The sequence below is a fragment of the Algoriphagus vanfongensis DSM 17529 genome (assembly GCF_000429465.1).
Lineage (GTDB): Bacteria > Bacteroidota > Bacteroidia > Cytophagales > Cyclobacteriaceae > Algoriphagus > Algoriphagus vanfongensis.
On the sequence record NZ_AUBX01000010.1, the window covers coordinates 108,109 to 124,348 of the forward strand.

17 protein-coding genes are annotated in these 16,240 nt (G+C 43.4%); 8 read left to right on the top strand and 9 right to left on the bottom strand.

All coding sequences use genetic code 11. The features are described from left to right. The first annotated feature begins 1 nt into the window (after nt 1). The 5 genes from G460_RS0105615 to G460_RS0105635 are packed head-to-tail and all read left to right on the top strand — an operon-like array spanning nt 2 to nt 6,068. A complete protein-coding gene (locus tag G460_RS0105615) occupies nt 2–3,025 on the top strand; it encodes an integral membrane protein (RefSeq protein WP_026954437.1) in 3,024 nt (1,007 codons plus the stop codon). Further along, complete coding sequence (locus tag G460_RS0105620) at nt 3,022–3,849, top strand: hypothetical protein (protein ID WP_026954438.1); 828 nt, start codon at nt 3,022–3,024, stop codon at nt 3,847–3,849. Before G460_RS0105615 ends, G460_RS0105620 begins: the two co-directional genes overlap by 4 nt. Next, nucleotides 3,842–4,402 (top strand): hypothetical protein, encoded by a 561-nt coding sequence (locus G460_RS0105625; RefSeq protein WP_026954439.1) that lies wholly within the window; start codon nt 3,842–3,844, stop codon nt 4,400–4,402. Before G460_RS0105620 ends, G460_RS0105625 begins: the two co-directional genes overlap by 8 nt. Further along, a complete protein-coding gene (locus G460_RS0105630) occupies nt 4,399–5,577 on the top strand; it encodes a glycosyltransferase (RefSeq protein ID WP_026954440.1) in 1,179 nt (392 codons plus the stop codon). Before G460_RS0105625 ends, G460_RS0105630 begins: the two co-directional genes overlap by 4 nt. Further along, nucleotides 5,574–6,068, top strand: a complete 495-nt coding sequence (locus tag G460_RS0105635) for a GtrA family protein (RefSeq protein ID WP_026954441.1) — start codon at nt 5,574–5,576, stop codon at nt 6,066–6,068. The genes G460_RS0105630 and G460_RS0105635 overlap by 4 nt, the downstream gene beginning before the upstream one ends. 119 nt (nt 6,069–6,187) lie before the next feature. On the opposite strand, the gene G460_RS0105640 is transcribed toward G460_RS0105635, so the two are convergent. Together G460_RS0105640 and G460_RS21505 are read right to left on the bottom strand one after the other, a co-directional pair. Then, nucleotides 6,188–6,649, bottom strand: coding sequence for a DUF4625 domain-containing protein (locus G460_RS0105640; protein ID WP_026954442.1), 462 nt, complete (start codon nt 6,647–6,649; stop codon nt 6,188–6,190). Nucleotides 6,650–6,666: 17 nt separating this feature from the next. Continuing rightward, nucleotides 6,667–8,895: a TonB-dependent receptor gene (locus G460_RS21505; protein WP_035464033.1), complete on the bottom strand. Its 2,229-nt coding sequence runs from the start codon at nt 8,893–8,895 to the stop codon at nt 6,667–6,669. Between the two features lie 146 nt (nt 8,896–9,041). Between G460_RS21505 and G460_RS0105650 the strand changes: the two genes are divergently transcribed. Further along, nucleotides 9,042–9,419 (top strand): Fur family transcriptional regulator, encoded by a 378-nt coding sequence (locus G460_RS0105650; protein ID WP_026954443.1) that lies wholly within the window; start codon nt 9,042–9,044, stop codon nt 9,417–9,419. 134 nt (nt 9,420–9,553) lie between these two features. Next, entirely contained in the window at nt 9,554–10,324 is a 771-nt protein-coding gene (locus G460_RS0105655) for a DUF4625 domain-containing protein (RefSeq protein ID WP_026954444.1), read from the top strand. A gap of 70 nt (nt 10,325–10,394) precedes the next feature. Here G460_RS0105655 and G460_RS0105660 read toward each other — a convergent pair whose 3' ends face one another. From G460_RS0105660 to G460_RS0105670, 3 genes are all read right to left on the bottom strand, one after another. Further along, nucleotides 10,395–10,859, bottom strand: coding sequence for a glycosyl-4,4'-diaponeurosporenoate acyltransferase CrtO family protein (locus G460_RS0105660; protein ID WP_026954445.1), 465 nt, complete (start codon nt 10,857–10,859; stop codon nt 10,395–10,397). Nucleotides 10,860–11,055: 196 nt separating this feature from the next. Next, nucleotides 11,056–11,883, bottom strand: coding sequence for a ferritin-like domain-containing protein (locus G460_RS0105665; protein WP_026954446.1), 828 nt, complete (start codon nt 11,881–11,883; stop codon nt 11,056–11,058). Nucleotides 11,884–11,907: 24 nt separating this feature from the next. Beyond that, nucleotides 11,908–12,606 (bottom strand): ferritin-like domain-containing protein, encoded by a 699-nt coding sequence (locus G460_RS0105670; RefSeq protein WP_026954447.1) that lies wholly within the window; start codon nt 12,604–12,606, stop codon nt 11,908–11,910. Between the two features lie 38 nt (nt 12,607–12,644). On the opposite strand from G460_RS0105670, the gene G460_RS23465 reads away from it, so the two are divergent. Continuing rightward, on the top strand, nt 12,645–12,770 hold the full coding sequence (locus G460_RS23465) for a hypothetical protein (RefSeq protein WP_281171647.1): 126 nt from the start codon (nt 12,645–12,647) through the stop codon (nt 12,768–12,770). A gap of 91 nt (nt 12,771–12,861) precedes the next feature. On the opposite strand, the gene G460_RS0105680 is transcribed toward G460_RS23465, so the two are convergent. The 4 genes from G460_RS0105680 to G460_RS21510 form a co-directional block, all read right to left on the bottom strand. Next, nucleotides 12,862–13,686: an anti-sigma factor gene (locus tag G460_RS0105680; protein WP_026954448.1), complete on the bottom strand. Its 825-nt coding sequence runs from the start codon at nt 13,684–13,686 to the stop codon at nt 12,862–12,864. A gap of 1 nt (nt 13,687) precedes the next feature. Then, entirely contained in the window at nt 13,688–14,221 is a 534-nt protein-coding gene (locus G460_RS0105685) for an RNA polymerase sigma factor (RefSeq protein WP_026954449.1), read from the bottom strand. A 173-nt stretch (nt 14,222–14,394) separates the two neighbouring features. Then, on the bottom strand, nt 14,395–15,249 hold the full coding sequence (locus tag G460_RS0105690) for a hypothetical protein (RefSeq protein WP_211226737.1): 855 nt from the start codon (nt 15,247–15,249) through the stop codon (nt 14,395–14,397). 42 nt (nt 15,250–15,291) lie between these two features. Next, entirely contained in the window at nt 15,292–16,170 is an 879-nt protein-coding gene (locus G460_RS21510; protein ID WP_051315940.1) for a sugar phosphate isomerase/epimerase family protein, read from the bottom strand. Nucleotides 16,171–16,240 lie beyond the last annotated feature (70 nt).

The following is a 16,240-nucleotide window of genomic DNA, read 5'->3' on the forward strand; positions in this document are numbered from 1 at the left end:
TGTGAAAAACCAAGATCAACTGTTGTGGAGTGAATTTCTGGGGAAGAGGCTGCTTCTGGTAGCCTTATCCCTGGGTTTGCTGACTCACGGGATCATTATCTATTTCACCTTGCCTCAGACTTATGATGCGTATGTGCATATGTTTTTTGCGGATCACTATTCCAGATTTTGGTTTGAGCCATGGGAATATCGTTGGTACACCGGGTTTCTGACGATCAGCTACCCGCCTTTGGTGCATCAGTTGATAGCACTGATCAGCAAGGTTTTTCCTTTGAAAATCGCATTTAGCATTTATTCTATAGCCATCTATGAAGCGCTGATATTGGGTATTTATCGCTTTACCAAGATGTTTTATTCTAAGCAGACTGCAGGAGTAGCCGCTATTCTTGCCGTTGTGTTGAGTTCGTTGGTAGAGACACTTCATGTATACGGTCAAGTGCCTACACTCACCGGATTGGCATTTTTGCTGAATGCCTTGCCCTTTATGTACCAATACATCAAGTCTTCCGACTGGAGATACCTGCTAATGTCCTTGGCTTTTATTTCTGTGACTGTGAGTTCCCATCATGTGACGGCTATTTTCGGAATGGTCTTTTTCATAGCACCTGCTATCCTGATGGCTTTGGTAGACGGCAACCCTGATCTGGGACAAAAGAAACTCTTCGGGAGATTTATCCCAGACTTGTTAGTTATGGCTTGGAAAAAGAAAAAGGAAATCCTGTTCTTCGGTTTTTCAGTCATTATCCTCACGATTACACTGATCTTCCCCTATTGGTATTGGAGTAGAACTGACCCCATCAGTCAAGTGTCGATTCCGCATGGGTCCCGGGACAATTTTCTGGAAGTGACCAGCTCCGGACTGGTATTTTATATCATTCCTCTCCTATTGATTTTCGCACTGCTACCAGCAATTTCGTTTTTGATTACCCGCAAAAAAAGACACCTAGGCTGGGCGGTATCCTTTTATCTGTGCCTGCTGTTAGGCAGCGGCGGCACCACTCCCCTTCCCAAAATGATGTTGGGCGAGACCGCTTTTAATATTCTCACCCTAGATCGGTTTGGATTCTGGGCATCTATTATAGCGATCCCTTATATCAGTCATTTTTTGCTCGCATTTCTAGGAGGAAGCGTCAAAGAGTTTTGGATCCAAAAATTTGGTGAGACTTCTCATTTTCTCATTTTAGGATTCAGTGGATTTTCCTATTTACTCTTCCTGATATACATCTTTCATTTGGCCAGTTTTCGTCCCTTGCAGCCAAAAGCAGTGGCTATAGAGCCTATTATCAATTTTCTCAACAGGGACGATCACATGCGCTGGAGGTATCTGACTTTGGGATTTGGTGACCAGATGGCCTGGCTTTCGTCAAACACTCTAGCAGCAACCATTGACGGCAACTACCACTCTGCCAGAAGGCTTCCCGAAATGACCTCCAGAGCTGTAGAAAGGCTGGAAAATGCCAAATACCTCATGGAAGAAGGCATGGCTTCCTTGGACGATTTCCTCACCAAAGCCGAAAAATACCAGCTAAAATATGTCTTCAGCAACGACCGCTATTACGACCCTTTGCTTTTTTATTCGGGATGGAATAGGACCATTCGACTGGAAAATGGAATAATGGTCTGGGAAAAAGGAAATATCTCGACGATTCAGCCTACTCGACCTACCGAACTCAATCCCTTTCTAAAGAAAGCGTGGGGAATCTTACCTCTCAGCACATTGCTCTGCGCCGTAGGGTTGACGGTTCTTTACCTTTTCCATTTCAAAAAATCACAGGAAGAGTTAGTCTCCCAAGAAGCAGCGCGTTTTTTTCCAAGATTGGTAATCTACCCTTCCGCCTGGCTGCCTTTTATTCTATTTAGCGGATTTTTGATGTACCAGATCTACGAACTACTGCTGGTAGATGAGCAAAAAGATCCTACCACAACGATCTATTCCCATTTTGACGACTTAGATTTCCAGCGATTTGAGGAGGCCTTCCAGTTTTTCAAACCGGGACCGGAATACAGTCTGGATCAATATCTTTTGGAGAAATCAGTCAGTGACGGTGGACTTCTACCTTCCTTTGCCAAGCTGGATGACCTACAAATCGATACGATTGCACTCACAGCTACAGCAGCTGAGATGAATGTGAAGAGTACTTGGAGAACTTCACTGGGACCTCGGGTAAAAGAAGAGCTCATGAAGCTGGAAAAAATCAACCAGCACTGGTACATCATCCCTCCCAAAGTTTTCCTGCAGATTCCCGAAGAACAAGTCATCAGCTACACCTATACTCTTTTCAAAAAAATGGGAAAGAGACAGATCAGTAGCTTTCCCACGGTCAAAGATGACCGGATCAAAAAACCATTTGCGGGGTTTTATCAAGCCAATTTAGTTTTGGTGGAAGACGAACTGAGGCTTACAGGCGAGCTCATCAATGCAGATAATATTCCTATTACACTGGCGATGAAAGCAGTGGTGACTTTCAAAAATGACAGTTCGGAAACATTTTATCCCAAGCGTAGCTTTCATTACAATTTAGCTCCAAAGGCAAGTACCTTTTTTGAAATTCCTATCGGAAAGCAAGCTGATTCAGGGGATAAAGAAATAATTGATATCTCCTTGGAACTGGAAACAGACATCAGCGAGCGTGGGTATATCCGCGGAGGAGAATTGAGCTATCAACTTACATCTGATACGGAAAATAAGGCAGAATTTGAGGCTACCATGAAGAATCCATTTACTGGAGAAATCACCATTCCGGGAGTCCTATTGGCTGAAAAAGATGCAAGTGGGAGAATTATCCAAGTAGATCTTTGGACCCATAGTCAGTCGATAAGGGCAGGATTGGAAGGGCGCTTCCTGATACCTTTCCAAAAGGTGGAAAATCAAGCAAGAATTCTGGAACACTTGCCCATTTCATTGATGATTAATGGCCAGGAAAGACAATTATTGGATCAAAAACCAAACGACGGTTTCTCTCCCCTAGAAAGAATCAGCTTGCTTCCCCATTGCTTTTTGGCACAAGAAATCTATCTCCAATGAAATGGTATCGACTCTACATAGTGACAGCATGGCTCTCTATAGGGTGTAGCCAAAAAACTCTGGAGAAACCTCAGTGGCTCAATGCGACCTCAAGTATAACCATAGGTCAAGATAGCCTCTATTTTATAGTACCTGAAGCGAATTGGAGCGCATCCATCAGCACGCCTGTTCAGCTGATTTACCCTGATTTGGTTCAAAATGAAGATGAACTTGTAGTCATCATAAAGCCAATCGGAGGAATTATTGAAGGCATGGCATTCTTGACATTGGAGTCGGAAGAAAATCAGTTCATTTACTCTTTCCAGCTCAAAAACCCTCAGAAAGTAACCCAGCTGACTGATTTGCGCACACCAAAGACCTTATCCACGGATTCTTCTTTGGTCCAGCAGCAGATTCTATATCGATTTGATGATGTAGGTAATCTGATTCCACTCGCGGGCGAAAGCTACTTTGAGGAAAAGTACATTGAACTTCTTCCAGAAACAGGCACCTTTCAAAGTGAAACGGGAACGCCTCAGTCAAGCTTTTATGTGGAAGCCGGAACAGTAGTTGACATTCCTCTTTCCTATTCATTGGACGGCCCAAATCATCAAATCAGAATTCAGACAGGTCCACTGATGGATCGCTTTGATAATAAAATTGCGGACGGAACCCATATCCTCTTCTTTTTCCAGCGGGGTGATCAACGCATCAAAATCGAATCTGTGACAGAGGATGCCTTCGCTACGCTGACCGTACCGAGAGAGATGGTTGCAAACTCCAAACTAGTAGCAAGTATCGCTCAGGTAAGTTCACAGACTTTAAACCTACTGCCCAATGACTAGATGGATATTTATAGGTTTCCTGTTTTTGGCCGGACTGCTTCTGGTCTCCATGGCGAGAATTAGATCCAGCCATAGTGTAGTTCCATATTTTCTTCGCTACGATAGTCTTGCGCTCAATGCCTCTCCTCAGATCGACATTCAGGTAAATTCCATTGAAAAACCGGACAAAGCCCAACTCGAAAAGCTTGAGAAAGATTACATTGCTATCTGGGCACATCTCAATTACCTCTATCAGCACCCCAACCCTAGACCTAGTCAGGAGCGTTTTACAGAAAGGTTTTACCGAAATCTTGCCAAAAACTACCAAAAGGGTGAGGCAGGATCTATTCAGAGAAAGGATAGCCAGCATCATCTTTTCATCAAAACCTGGTCAAGAGATGGACTTTCCTGCAATCTGTTGGATAGAGATGCACAGTTAACCTATCTATTTCCAGATGGAAGTAGCCAAACTGTAACAGCAACTGTGGCTGTCAGTCTACTATTCCAAGGAGACAATTGGCGGCTAGACGCTATCAGATTTATCAACGAAACCCCCAATCAACCTCATCTATGAAACTAGCATTCATCACTCCTTACCCTCCTAGTCAAGTGACCCTAAATGAATATGGCTATCATCTGAGTCGTAGTTTTATCGGCAAAAAAGATGTCGATCACATTTACATTTTGACAAACAATCTAAAGGACAACAGCCAGTATTCGAGATATGCCACTGATGGATTGGAAATCATTCCTTGCTGGGACTTCAATAGCTGGACCACCGTCTTAGCGATACGAAGTAAGCTCAAGGAGCTACAACCGGATGCGGTCATACTCAACCTTCAATTTATGACATTCGGTGAGGGAAAAATTCCTGCAGCCCTTGGTCTTCTGACTCCTTGGATGTGCAGAATTTTAGGTATACCCACAGTAGTGATCCTGCATAATATCACGGAAACTGTAAAGCTAGACACCATCGGCATGGCAGATAGCAAGCTCAAAGGGAAGCTTTACCTATGGATTGGTGAGCAACTGACCAAGTTTATCCTGAAAGCCGATCTGGTAGGAGTTACGATATCGCAGTATGTTACTATTCTTAAAGAAAAATACCATGCAGATAATATCGTACTACTTCCTCATGGCAATTTTGAATTACCTGAGCGGAACTACCTACCGGAGAATTCGACAAAAATCAATTTAATGGCTTTTGGCAAATTTGGCACCTACAAAAAAGCTGAGGTGATGCTGGATGCGATGGAGATTCTTCAGAAAAAACATCCTGAATTGGAGTTCACAGCTACCGTAGCAGGCACAGACAACCCCAATGTCAAAGGATACATAGACGGCCTTAAAAGCACCTATTCCCACCTCCCCAATGTCATCTACACGGGCTATATCCCCGAAGAAAAAGTTGCCGAAATATTTTGGGACAGCACTTTTGTTATTTTCCCTTATACCACGACGACCGGAAGCTCTGGTATCCTCCACCAAGCAGGCAGCTATGGCAGAGCATGCATATTGCCCAAAATAGATGATCTGGAGCGAGTGGTAGAGGAAGAAGGCTACGGGGGAGCCTATTTCGAAACGGACAATGCAGAGAGTCTTGCCGATGCTGTATCTAGCTTGATAGACGATCCTGAAGAGCGAAAGCGAATTGAAGATCAAAACTACAAAGCAGCTAAAGGTCTCCCAATGGGAGAATTGGCCCAATGGTACCTAAGTCACATCCAAACGCTCGCCTCAAGAAAATGAAAAACCTCTTGACCAACTGGATAGATCGGTTTTTGCACTTTTTCTACCCGCTTTTCAGACGGTGGATTCCATACGAAGTCTACGCCTATCTGGCTGTGGGGGCTATCAATACTGCCTTGAACATCCTTTTGTTTGCAGTAGTCTATGAGTTTGTCTTACCCAAAGAAGGCTGGAGCATTTACGATTTCAATATTGCTTCTTATACCATCGCTCTGCTCATCGCTTTTTTCGCCACGATCCCCACAGGCTTTTGGCTGAGCAAAAACTTTGCATTCAAAAACTCAGAGTCAGGAGCCAAAAAAAATGGCTTGCAACTGTTTAAATATGTACTTGTAGTAGGTCAAGGTTTAGGAAGCGACTATTTAATTCTAAAAGGCCTGATACTTTTCCTCTCTATGGAACCTACAATTGCCAAGATTTTTTCCACGATCATCGTACTGACAGTCAATTTTTTACTTCAAAAATATTTCACCTTTAGGAGTAAAGAATAGAGCGCAGTCTTTCTGTCAAAAAAGGCCATAAGAGGTCTTCTATATTTCAATTTCCAATCAAAAAAGCCACCGAGAAATCCCGGCGGCCTTTTCAAACAATTAACCAATTGAGGAAATAGCTATTCAATCTTGATACTCAATCCATGCAAAGTCTGCCAACCTTCCTGATCCGTGACCCGAATCAAAAAATGATAATCTCCAGGGTCAATATCCTCTGGAACTTCAATCTCTGCCGCTCCTTCATACTCCGTCATACCTTCGGGAATGGTGTAGGTCTGAATGAGCAGCCAAGGATTTACAGGAGCTTTCACAGGATCTTCATTGCAGTCGCTCACTTCTGTACTATGAGTATGATGGTCAAAATTGTGATGAATGTCCAAACTGAAGCCACCCAATTCGACATTATCCGCAAACAATGCCTTAAACTCTACCGTGCTTCCCCGCTGTAGCACACTGCACTGCAAGGGAAATGAGTTTTCAGTCACCACGATCTCTGGATACTCCAGATCAATCGGATTTTCGTCTTCCCCGCAGGAAAAGAGCAGGAACGAAAGGCATAAGAATGAAGTGATTTTTTTCATAGAAATAGCATAGAATATTAAAACTGATAACTCAGAGAAAGACTGATATTTCTCCCCGCCTCTGGCAGATTGATCAAGCGGTAGAAACTGGTATGATTGAGGTAGCGGGTATTGAAAAGGTTTTGGATTTGAAGGTCAGTTTGGATGGCCTGTCCTAAAACCGAGATGGAGGAACCTGCACGTAGATGAACCAATTGGTAGCCGGGAGTCACCTTTTCCGGTGGCACAATATTGTTTTGCCTTTCTGTCACTCGGAAATCCACTGCGAAATAGGGATTTTCGAAAACAGCTCCGCCAATTGGCTTGTAAGTCGCATTGAGTATCCCTGATGGAGGTGGAGAAAAAGGCAAGGTAAACCCCTCCTTGTCTCCGGACATCTGCTCACTGTAGACATATTCACCGAGCAGCTCTATACTCCACTGATCTGTCAACTGATGCATCACACTCAGCTCCGCTCCATAGCGAAAAACCTCTGCCTGCGTATAATTGAACACCTGATTACCGGCGCCATAGAGAATATCCAGCTCAGCAGTGGGATTGAGATAGATGTAGTTTGAGAAATAGTTGACAAAAGGACTGAAGCTGACCAACCATTTTTCTTTGCTCAAATCCACTCCCAAATCCACTTGCAGAGAGCGCTCTGGGTCCAAGTCTGCATTCCCTCTTTCGTAGCGAAAATAGTGGTAGTTGACTCCATTCGCTGCCAACTCCTTGGCAATAGGCATCCGGAAACTTGTACCCACATTCCCTTTAAAACTCAAATCTCCCGGAGAATAATTGAATCCCAAGGACCACACAAAACTGTCAAATGACCTCTTAAAATCTTCCGCCCGATAGAGATAATCCTCCGCAGTGGCCTGTGAAGCGTCTTCGACACTTGGAAACCAATCTTGATAGGCTTCTACCTCAATCTGACTATGATCAAATCGGAGTGCTGCTGTCACTTTCCAAAGTTGATTGACCGTAAATTTCTCTATGCCATAAAACCCAACACTGTATTGCTGAAAGGCTGGAATCAAGAACCCCCAACCCCCGATGTCATTGTGCTGGTATTCCCCACTTGCTCCAAATGAAATCTCATGTCGATCCAAAAACAACTCATCTTTCAGGTTCAATGAAAAGACCTCCTTGTCAAAAGCGCGCTCAAGAGTACTAGGATAAGGGAACTCGGAAGGAAAAATGGCCGGCATATAGCCATGATTGACATATTGACTCCACTCCTCCCGATCATTGCGCTGATAGCCCAGATCCATTTGGATGAAATTCTTGCCTGCTGCGTAGCTTGCCCGATTGATCACTTTGGTATGCTTGACTTCCTGAAAAGGAAGCAGAATATCCCTATTGGATTGATCATGAAGTTCTGTATCCACTTGCCGAGGCTCCAATCCGTGTGCATTGGCAAAAAATCCTGATTTGGTATGGACTCGACTAATCATCAAGGTATTGCGAAAATTGTCACCGAGAAATCCTACCCTACCAGAGAAATCCATTTCCTCTCCCGCCGAATTTCTCACATGTCCATCCGAAAGCGCCACTCCAAAATCATAGACAAAAACCGAATCAGTCGGCACTTTGAAATCACCATAATCCGCTAGAGTCAGCCTACCTTCTGCAAACCATTTCCCTTTTCTGGCAAACAAATTGGCCGAACCTCCATACCAGGCATTGTTGGAGCGGGCTCCCACTTCTACCGAGCCTCCGACACCATCCTCCGACGGAGCGAGCTTTTCACGGATATCGATGGCACCGGCGATCGCATCCGAACCATATTTGAAGGATGCCGGACCTTTGACAATCACGATTTGATCTGCCGCATATTGATCAACTTCCAGACCATGATCAGCTCCCCACTGCTGGCCTTCATGCTTGATGCCGTTTTCGACTACCAGCACCTGATTGAATCCCAAGCCACGAATCAAGGGCTTAGAAGCTCCAGAACCAATTCCTATCAAATTCACTCCTGGCACACGCTCGAGGGACTTCATCAAGCTTCCTCCCCTATTTTCCCGGATAAAATCTTGCTTGACCAACTCAATGGCATTCGATTCTTCTCTACGAATCATCTCTGCCTGATCGATGACGACCACCTCTTGCAGTTCTTGTGTTTTGGGTAAAGTGTCGGTTGTGCTCAGCATGTACTCTGTCACATCTTTCGAATGACTGTGAAAATCAGTCGTAGCAACAGGGATTAAAAGACCCCAAATGGACTGGGAAACGGTAAGAAATAAGAAGGAAAACAAGTTCATTTAATGCAATGTGATTGCAAATATAGAAAGCGAATTTTATGAAACAATGTTGCGACTAAAGAATTAGAAATTTTTCGCAATATTATTGCATTTTCAAAAAAAGCCATTCATAATTGCAATATGGTTGCGATTAAAAGAGTGGATAAATGGCAAATACTTGGGTTAAGAAAAAAATACTGAGCATGATACAGAATGCTGAGCACCCTGTAAGTTATGCCAGAATAAAAGAGAAAATGAATGCTTCCTGCAGTCGAGTGACCATTTACAGGACACTACTTCGATTGGAAAATGAAAATTTAATTTCCCGTTTTGCTGACCAAAATGGGGATTTCCAGTATGCTAGCCGCAAAAAAGAAGATCAGCCTGAGAAAGCATATTTTCAGTGTACCGAATGCAATAGCTTTATGAATTTGGAAATAGAGCAATCGCCATCTTTTGCGCCCACTGATCTGTGGATCCACTCGATCAATTTCCTAGCCACCGGCATCTGTCCTGAATGCCATAATAAGTCTAGGGGCAACTAATAACCATTATTTCTATGAAATCATACTACTCACAAAAATCTGAGCCGCCTAAAATCTAGCCAATAGTTTTTGCAATAAAATTGCGAGTATCATTTAATAACTAAATCAATTTACCAACCCACAAATCTTAAACTATGAATAAACTAAAACATGCATTTCTACTCTCTCTAGTAGGATTGGCGCTATTTTCTTGCCAAGACGATGATGACATGGAGTTTGACGCTCCTGCTATCTCCAATTTTGAATTTGGTGAAGGAGGTACTCACTCCACAGAAGGTACTGCGTATAGAGGTTCCGATCTCCACATGGAAGCAGTCATCCTTGCTGAGGCTACAGTAGCCTCTATCACTGTCACTATCCACGGGCATGACCTGGAAGTGGGAGAAGGGGAAACAGAATGGGATTTCTCCCAGACATACACAGACGAAAAATATTTGGTAAAGAACCCTACTTTCCACGAGCACATTGATATTCCTGCTACCGCTCCCGCAGGCGAGTACCATGTAGTCTTGGAAGTCACTGATTCCGAAGGACAAACTTCAGAAGTGGAAGGACACCTGGACGTGATGGCTCCTGTGAGCATCAGCGGTTTTGAAATGGATGAAACTGTAGCGCGTGGGTCTGACTTCCATGTAGAATTCATGATCAATGCAGTCAATGGAATTCACCAAATCACCGTAGATGTCCACGCACACGACCTGGCTCCAGGAGCCGGAGAGGTAGAGTGGGATTTCGAGGCAATTTTCGAAGAAGGCTATCATGGATTGACGGAGGCAGAATTCCACGAGCATATTGATGTGCCTGCTACTGCTCCTGCTGGAGAATACCATGTGACTTTCACAGTAGAAGATGAAGAAGGCAACACGATAGAATATGAATCTCACATTGACGTGACGGCTAGCTAATCACTAGCATCAAAGTGAAAGCAAAAGCCGAACTGAATTATCAGTTCGGCTTTTTTATGGGCGGTGAATTCTACCAATTCTCCCTTTGTCTGCGGATCAATTGATCTATTCTTCGCTTGTTTTCCTGCTGTAAAAGAGATGGATAAAGATTCAAAAGCACATTGAAAATCATAATCACAACAGCAAACAAAAAACCGACAGCAAGCCATTGAATCACTGCCACTATCATCACAAAAATAAACGCAATTAGATGGCTTATTTCAGCAATACTCATCTCCATTCTGATTTCTGTCAAGTCTGCCTTTCTGCTATCTATTTTGATTTTCTGATTGAAAAATTTGAAAAAGGTATTTTTAACTATCCATTGAAATTCCCGCAAGCCTATCCATTTATTGATGGCTTTACTTTCGATGAAATTTAGATTAGTGAGCTCTTTATAGTAGGAAGTCTTCAGCAGTAGCTGATTGAATACCATACCGATCAACCAAGAAATAAAAGATATGGAAATCCCAAATGTGATATAGTGTTTTAGCATCGGTGCACGTCCAAAGAATTAGAAACAAAATATCAGATTTCTCAAGCAAAGGCACAAGTATAGTTTAGTTTACAGCAATATTTCATTTTCTATCAACAGCGCCGTAAACCCTCTCTATTTGAGTTTAGCCCAAAACTTGAAACAAAAAAAGCCACCTCCTTTCGGAGATGGCCCCAACCCCAAATCACCCTACCAATTAGTTGGAAGTGCTTAAAAACAGCCCGGCAATTCCCAAAGTTTGTTCCATAGTCAATGGCTCATCCCATCCTTCAGAGACTGCCTCCTGATCTATTCCGGTCAGATTGACCACATTCACTCCTGCATGGCTGATATTTTCTTCGCCTGCATAGATCCCTGCAGCCGCAGCTGGCAGAGTACCGATGTCATTTCCTGTAATCCATCCTTTGACGGTATCCATGCCCTTTTTGGTTCGAAGCCGTCTAACCATCGACGCATGTCGTGCCTCAACAGAATGAATGGACAGTGCCGCCGTCAACACCACATCGCTTTCCATCACATTGGCGGCCTGCCCCTTGTATGCTCTCACTCCTGTATCTTCAAACGCTTGTGCCAAAGCCAAGAAGGTCGGATAATCATCGAATGGCATGAAATTGCCTCCTGCGGTAAAGTCAAAAGAAGGCTCTGACACGGGAGTGCCATTGAGCACATTGGCTATGACCTCAGTGAGGAAATTGACATGAGCCAATTCATGGTCTCTTATTTTCTGGAAAATTGGACGCTCGTCAGACATAATGACTCCCGAGTCCAACCCTGTCTGGTAATATCTGTATTCCAAGTGCTCCAAAGTCAATGCATAATTAAGTACATCGATCAGCGATTCGGTACTGGCTTTGGCTACCGTAGGAATCGAATTCAAAATCGAAAGCGGTACAGCGGCCAAAGCTAGTTTTTTACTCAGATCACCAAACTGGCGAAAAGCCTCTCTTCTTGAGTAAAATCGGTCTTCTTGCTCCTTATTTTCTGTATCAGGACAGATACTGTCCAATAGTTTTATCAAGTTCATAATTGTTCTGGTTAAGGTTAGAGATTAGCTAGGAAGTTGACTGAAGTCAATTTCTGTTTTGACATAAGCACTGGCAGCAGTCAATACCTGCTCAAAATTCAACGTGCGCTCCAGCCCATTGGCATCTATCAAATCATCCCCGGCAAAATCCACCGAATTAGGATTGATCAGATCACGAATAGCGGCAGCATGTCTTGCCTCTACTGACACGATCTTTCCAGCTACTAGCAATAAATCTGCGCTTTCCAGATACTGTCCAGCACCATTGTATGCCGCCACGCCCAAATCTTCAAAAGTCTTAGCCGCTCCGAGTACGGAGGTTCTGTTGCTGAAATCAATAGCGCTGAAATCTACTTCCAAATCAGCAATAGCATTGGATCCAAGTGCTACTTTGAAAAACTCACGATGTGCTCGTTCGTGCTTTTCAAGATCTCCCAAGACGATTTTCTCTTCGGCTGAGGCATTGGCAAAATAGCCTCCCATCATGACCTCTGCATAAAACGCAGCTTCCAATTGCTCCAGAGCATATGCATAATTCAGAATTCCTACATCGCCTGAACCCAAACTCACCTTTCCCGACATGGGTGGCATCATATCTTCATCATCATCGCAGCCCATCAGCAGTAATCCTGCTCCGGCAGCGGAGAAGGCTCCCATTTTGAGAAAATTCCTTCTGTCTGTTTTTTGTACCAAACCCTGAGGCTTGATTAGTTCATTTTTCATGTTAGGTTGTATTTCGGTTAAAATTCTAATTTGCTTCCATGGAAAAAATCAGCACTGAGGATGATTTGAAAGGACTTACGAAGGAAGTAAGTGACTTGGATTTTGGAGGAGTGAGATTTTTGAAAAAAATAAGTTGCTCTCATTCGAAAAATGGTATCAAATAGCCATTGAACGCCTCAATAGGGACTTTTCAAAGCACATAAAAAAACCCGCTCTTTTCAGAACGGGTTGTAACTTTTTAACGAGATATCGGCCTTAGGCTATCTCACCTAACACGACCAACTTATCCAATGTGGGCGATTCCGAACCTCCCTTTGGCTCAATAGTAATGGCAAAAGCACCTGCCTCTGCTACTGCTTGCATCTGCTGCCAAGTCAGTTTCTCCTCAGCATTGACCAACCCTATACCTATCGGGCCGTCTTTACCAATGGCCCACAATTGATAATCGTACTCATCTCCAAGACTATTTAGATTATTGACTGCGACAAATACTTCCTGAGCACTTTGATCCCAGAAGACATCCACCTTGGCATCTTTTTGCATAGGGAGCGCTTCTCCTGACATCTCTACTCGTCTAAAGTCTCCCGCTACCAGCCGATCGAGTTTGGAGTCAGCTTCCTCAAACTGCATTTTGACCTGGTTGAGATTGTCTGCCATCACTTGCTGATCTAGAAGAAGAGCTGAAAATTTCTCGTCTACTTCATAGAATTTGCCGGCATAATAAACTGCTGTAGCGATCGCCATCAATGCTACTAAAGAAGCAGCTATCGCAAAAGGTCTCCAAGGTGAAAGTTTTACTACTTTGGCTTCCCCCCCCCTTTTTTCAGTCTGGGGCGAATTTTCCTCCCGATGAAAGTCTCCCTCAAGGGAAGTAAATATGGCATCCTTTACCTGAGGAGAAGGTGCCTTTCCTGTAAGATTGTCAAATGCAAACATCGCCTCTTCCAGCACCTCCAATTCCTGTTGGATTTCGGGGTGGGTTTTGGCCATAGCGATCACTTCCTCACGCTCACGCTCGGTCAGCTCTCCCAATAGGAAAAGCTCCAGTTTGCCTGATTCGATATATTTTTGGACGTTCACGCTAAATTCGTTCTGAGTTCTTTTTTAGTACTTGCAAAGCTGCTCTTATACGAGATTTGACTGTACCCAATGGGATGTCAAACTCTTCAGAAATTTCTGAGTGTGTATATCCTTTAAAGTAAATATACTCGATGATAAACTTTTGATCTGCATTGAGCTGATTTACCAGCTCCCGTACTCCTATCCCTTCTACTTGCTCCATAGTCCCAGATTGACTTTCTATTCCAAATACGAAGTCATCTATCGTATTGGTCTTACTTGTCTGAGAAATTTCTTTGGATCGCAGCTTATCTATGGCGGCATTTCGACAAATATTGGCCATCCAAGTATATAAGCGGCCTTTTGTCTCATCGTATTGATCGATCTTGCGGGTGATCTTCACAAATGAATCATGAAAAACTTCCTCCGCAATCGTCTGGTCTGAGATGATTCTACTGATCACAGCAAAAAGTGCCCTCGAATATTTTTCGTAGAGATACTCAGTAGCTTCTCGATCTCGGGCCCTAAGCCCTGCTATAATTTCTTCTTCTTGCAAAAATAGGTCGGTTGTGAATCCAATGTCTTAAAAATAAAGTACAGAGACAAATGTAATTTTTCGAAAGCCATAGACTCGCTATTTCAAAAAGCAACTCTTCTTACTAAGAACAGCTCTCTATTGATCCATTTCATGAAATTCACTCAAAAAACTCCCTAAAAATAACTAGGTCATCATTGAGCAAATCTTTCAAAAAACTCAGCGGTGTCTTTGATTTCACCCAAGCCAAGGATATAGCAGACCTCACTCAAATCAGAAAAATCAAGTCCGTTTTGAGCTACTGCTTCATTGTTGTATCGTCCTTCTACCCCATTGTATCGAAGCCCGACCTCCACAGCCATTTTCCAGACGGCTAGGAGATGAGGATTGGTCAATTGTGTTTGCCAAAGTTCATAACCAGGAGTTCTGAAGCCTGGAGTCCCATTTCCTACGGCATTGCCATCTGGGATTTTGTGATAATCGATCGTCGCTTTGACGAAAGCAAGGCTTTCTGACGCAGTGACTTCTTCGTTCCAATTGCTATGCTGCACTATGTGAACTCTCTCAGAGAGTACAATTTCGGGTAGAGCATGCTCAATTTCTTGAATTAGTAAGGCAGAAAAATCAGACTGACCTGCCTCCGCGATCCAAACATCTCCACCGGATTTCAAAGTTTTTTTCACCTGCTTCATCACCTTCTTCACAGCAACCTCCCGATCCGCATGCGCATCCACCCATTTTTTCCCAAAAGCAAGATTGAGCAAATCATTCGGAGGCACGTACAGGCCCTCCTGTACTCCATAGGTCCCGGCTACTGGTATATAGAGAACAGCCCGAAAATCAGGGTGATTCATCAAAGTGAAAAGAGCTGCTGCCGTGTGGATGTCATCTACATCTGTCTTGCAATCTAGCTGTACCAGCAAGATGTCCTCTTCTATATCAAAAGGAACTGAAGAATTCTGCTGAGCCAAAAGGACATTTGAGGTAAAAGCCAACAGCAGGATCAATAGAAAACTTTTAGACATTCTATTAGCAATCATTGTATTCATGGTTTTCCAAATTCAATTTTTGACTTAAAAAATTACCCACTTTCAATTTCCAAACCCAATTCTCACTTGCTCATATAAATAGTCATAAGCACTTTCCGCCTGACCGGAAAGATCATTCCATCGACATTCGATCATGATTTTCCCAGAATAACCGATTTGGTGTAGGGCCTCAAAATAGGGGACAAAATCCTCTCCGACTACTCCAGGAGCCGTTCTATCTGCCTTCTCTGCTACTTCACAATAGACGACATAACCCTTTGCATCATGAATAACCCCCGGCCCTTCCTCCTCTCTCAGCATATGATAGATATCTACACAAAGTCGAAAATTGGGATGATCTACTTCTTGAACTATCGCGAGCGCTTCTTCTAAGGTATTGATGAAATTTGTTTCGGAGCTATTTAGGCTCTCCAGAGCTAGGACAACATCATGACGAGCTGCGAGCTGAGCGACTTCCTTTGCCATGGAGCTAAATTGCTTTCGGGCGACTTGATGATCAAAGCCTTCAGGGACACGACGGGAGCCACCACTTCCCCAAATAAAGAGAGATACCCCAGCACGCTTCCCTCGCAGAAACACCACTTCCAAATAATCCAATACTGCTCGCTGATCTACCTCTGGTCCTACGACCTTCAATTCTCCAGGAATTAGAATATTAAATGCTAAAATTGGCAATTCAGATTTATTGATCTCTTCGAGGTTCTTTGCAAACTCCTCTTCAGAATATTTGATGGGAGATAACATCCTCGATGTCGACTCTACCAACCATTGAAAACCAACCTGCTTCAGAATGCCTCCGTTTTCATAGTCACTCACCACACCCAATTCCGGGAGATTCTGTTGAGCTTTGGCGGGAAATAATAAGGAGGTGGTAGCAATACATAAAAAGACAGAAAGCAGTAGAAATTTCTTTCGAAACATAGGAACTGGAGGCTAGATTAAATTGGGTTTGAGGATTTTAGAGTTTTCTCCAAAATCTAGATTATACCAA